Consider the following 2,480-nt stretch of genomic DNA (forward strand, 5'->3'; position numbering starts at 1 on the left):
ACTATTGATACCTTCGAGCGTGCCGATGCAGGTTGTCATCACCCCTCGCGCGCCGGCGCACAGACGGACGAAGGCTGATTTCTGGAGTTATCGACAGTGAACAGGAATTCTAAAGTAAAGGAGGGAGCCAATACCTATAAAAGAGGATAGGGTGACGAATCGGCAGGTGAGTCCTGTTGATTGGAATTGATATGATTTAATTAAAATTAAAGTTTTCCAATGCCGATGTATCGGATTCGATGAGATCCAATGCCTCATAGGTATAACGCTTTTGAGCTTTCACCGCCCGGGTATAGAGCTCATGTAGCGCGTGGTATTCACCCGGCAGCTGCTGGTCGAATTCCACAGTTTCGAATTTCGTCATCAGCGACTTGGCGTCGTCGATGAGCCGCTGCAGCTCTGCCAACACGAATTCGTAGTCTTCCACTGTCATTGAAACTACCTGGAACGGTGAGTTTGACATATGAGAACACACACAAGCGCCAGCCATTGGGCCGATTAAAGAAGCGTTTTGGTGTCTGATCGGCAGTCGAGAGCAGGAGGCAAAAGCCCTGGTGGTGAACCTGGTATTGTCTCGACTTGACTCCCCATTTTGGCAGAGCGAGGTGGATAGACCGTTCGAGGCTCGCCCCTGGTTCTGTTGGGCCTTAAGAGACAGCAGGTTGGTATGGATGACCGCCATGACGAGAACTGGCTCCGGGAAAATAGAGTAATGTCAATATGTTATCGGTTGCATGGCGGCGTTCTTTAGCCATGATTATTGCCTGATCGGTGTCCCCTTGCTGAGCGGTACTGTCGCCTGTGCAGTTATGGAGGGGGGGCTTGGTTCCGTGCTACGGCCTCTTCCGGGGAATGCCGTCATTGACGATCCATACGCTATAACTACAATGTAGTGCATGAGCCATCTTACCTTTGACTGGGATCCCCGCAAGGATGCCGCCAACCGCAAAAAGCATGACGTCTCGTTCCACGAGGCCAAGACTGCCTTCACCGACGAGTTCGGCCGGCTGATAGCAGACCCCGACCATTCTGAAGAGGAGGACCGGTTCATACTCGAGTTAAGCTCAAGTCTGGTGGATGGGAGGAGGTAGGAAGGGTGGGGTTCTTCGTCGCTTCACGTGGATTTGGCCTGATCGAACAGGCGGCCCACCGGGCTGCCAATCAGGTAGATCATGGCGATGAAGTTGGCCTCGTTCCGGTAACCGCGGGCGCGTGACCGAGCCGCCTGGAACAGGCCGTTCATGCCTTCCAGTCGTGCGTTGGTCAGTCCCGAGATCCACCGCCTGACCACCGCGTCGGCATGCCGCTCCAGCGTCGCCAGGGCCTTCCCCATCGGCTTCAGGAAAGGCTTCTCCGAGACCGCCGCCTTCATGACCTTGAGGTAGTTCGTGATACGCCACCGAGCCGCCCGCGGTGTCGGGGCCTTCTGGATCCAGCGCAGCTTCTCCTTGATCACCCAGGCGTCGGACGTGGCGCTCTGGTCGGCCACCAGCTCCTGGAGCGCCACCAGCTGCTTGGGCGTCAGGTTCTCGTTGTCCAGACTCTTCAGCAGGGCCCAGCGCAGCGACTTGGGGTGTCCCTGCTCCCGGCGCTCCTTCTTGCGCACCTCGTCCAGCCGCTTGGTGAAGGTCTGCACGATATGGAACCAGTCGACCGTGACGTCGGCCTTGGGAAGATGCTCGGCCACGCCGCTGAGGAAGGCTTGTGACATGTCGCAGACGACCTCGACCACGTTGTCCGGATCGCCGCCATGAGCCGCCAGGAAGGCACTGAAGGCCTTGATGGTGTCCTTGCCGTGGCCGGGGACGGCGAAGATCACCGGCTCCTGCTTGCGCTGCATGTCGAGGAACACCGTCACGTAACGCTGGCCGCGCCGAGAGGCGGTCTCGTCGACGCCGACGGTGGCCACGTTGCTCAGATCCAGTTCCCCCAGCATCCGGCCGACGTAGTGGTGCACGATGCGCCACAGCCGCTTGTCGGAGATCTCCAGCTGCCGGGAGACGGCCAGTACCGGCATCTCCTTGACCAACGACATGGCGGCTTGCTCGAACAGCAGGGTGAAGTCGCTGCCTGGCCGGGCCCAGGGCACCTCGATGCGCTTGACGCCATGCTCAGGGCACTTGGTGCGAGGCACGCGGGCGTGCAAGTAGCAGTGATGTTGGAAGAAGTTCAGGTGTCGCCAAGTCTTGTCGGCAAAGTCGTGAGCCGGGCAGGCCTTGCCGCACTCAGGACAGGGGTAGAGGCTGCCTCGCTCGGCCTCGACGTAGAGGTCCAACCGGTGGGGCGACACGGCGGTATCCAGGTGCTGGTCCTTGAGGATCCAGGGCGCTTCCAGGCCCAGGCCGAGGGTCAGAATCTGGGTGCCGTCCATGCCATGCCTCCTGTCATCGTAGAGGTCATATCCTGGCCCAGCTCAGGGTGCGAATTCCACACCCAACGACGAAGAGCCAAGGGTGGCGTATCCTGTTGATTGATCACGA

The 2,480-nt window shown here is 58.9% G+C and carries 3 protein-coding genes; 1 reads left to right on the top strand and 2 read right to left on the bottom strand.

Annotated elements, in window-relative coordinates; genetic code table 11:
• Positions 1-196: 196 nt before the first annotated feature.
• A complete protein-coding gene (locus CCD76_RS19145; RefSeq protein WP_087721081.1) occupies positions 197-433 on the bottom strand; it encodes a hypothetical protein in 237 nt (78 codons plus the stop codon).
• Positions 434-896: 463 nt separating this feature from the next.
• Here CCD76_RS19145 and CCD76_RS20705 point away from each other — a divergent pair, with 463 nt between their 5' ends.
• On the top strand, positions 897-1,091 hold the full coding sequence (locus CCD76_RS20705) for a BrnT family toxin (RefSeq protein ID WP_087721082.1): 195 nt from the start codon (positions 897-899) through the stop codon (positions 1,089-1,091).
• Between the two features lie 23 nt (positions 1,092-1,114).
• Here CCD76_RS20705 and CCD76_RS19155 read toward each other — a convergent pair whose 3' ends face one another.
• Positions 1,115-2,371 carry an ISL3 family transposase gene (locus CCD76_RS19155; RefSeq protein ID WP_087721083.1) on the bottom strand — a complete coding sequence of 419 codons (1,257 nt, stop codon included), beginning with the start codon at positions 2,369-2,371 and terminating at the stop codon, positions 1,115-1,117.
• Positions 2,372-2,480: the final 109 nt, after the last annotated feature.

The organism is Salinicola salarius (assembly GCF_002179555.1).
Classification (GTDB): Bacteria; Pseudomonadota; Gammaproteobacteria; order Pseudomonadales; family Halomonadaceae; genus Salinicola; species Salinicola salarius_A.

Bases quoted from the DNA above. Each gene is read 5' to 3' on its own strand.
- CCD76_RS19145 (WP_087721081.1), bottom strand. From the start codon at position 433: ATGACAGTGGAAGACTACGAATTCGTGTTGGCAGAGCTGCAGCGGCTC.
- CCD76_RS20705 (WP_087721082.1), top strand. From the start codon at position 897: ATGAGCCATCTTACCTTTGACTGGGATCCCCGCAAGGATGCCGCCAAC.
- CCD76_RS19155 (WP_087721083.1), bottom strand. From the start codon at position 2,371: ATGGACGGCACCCAGATTCTGACCCTCGGCCTGGGCCTGGAAGCGCCC.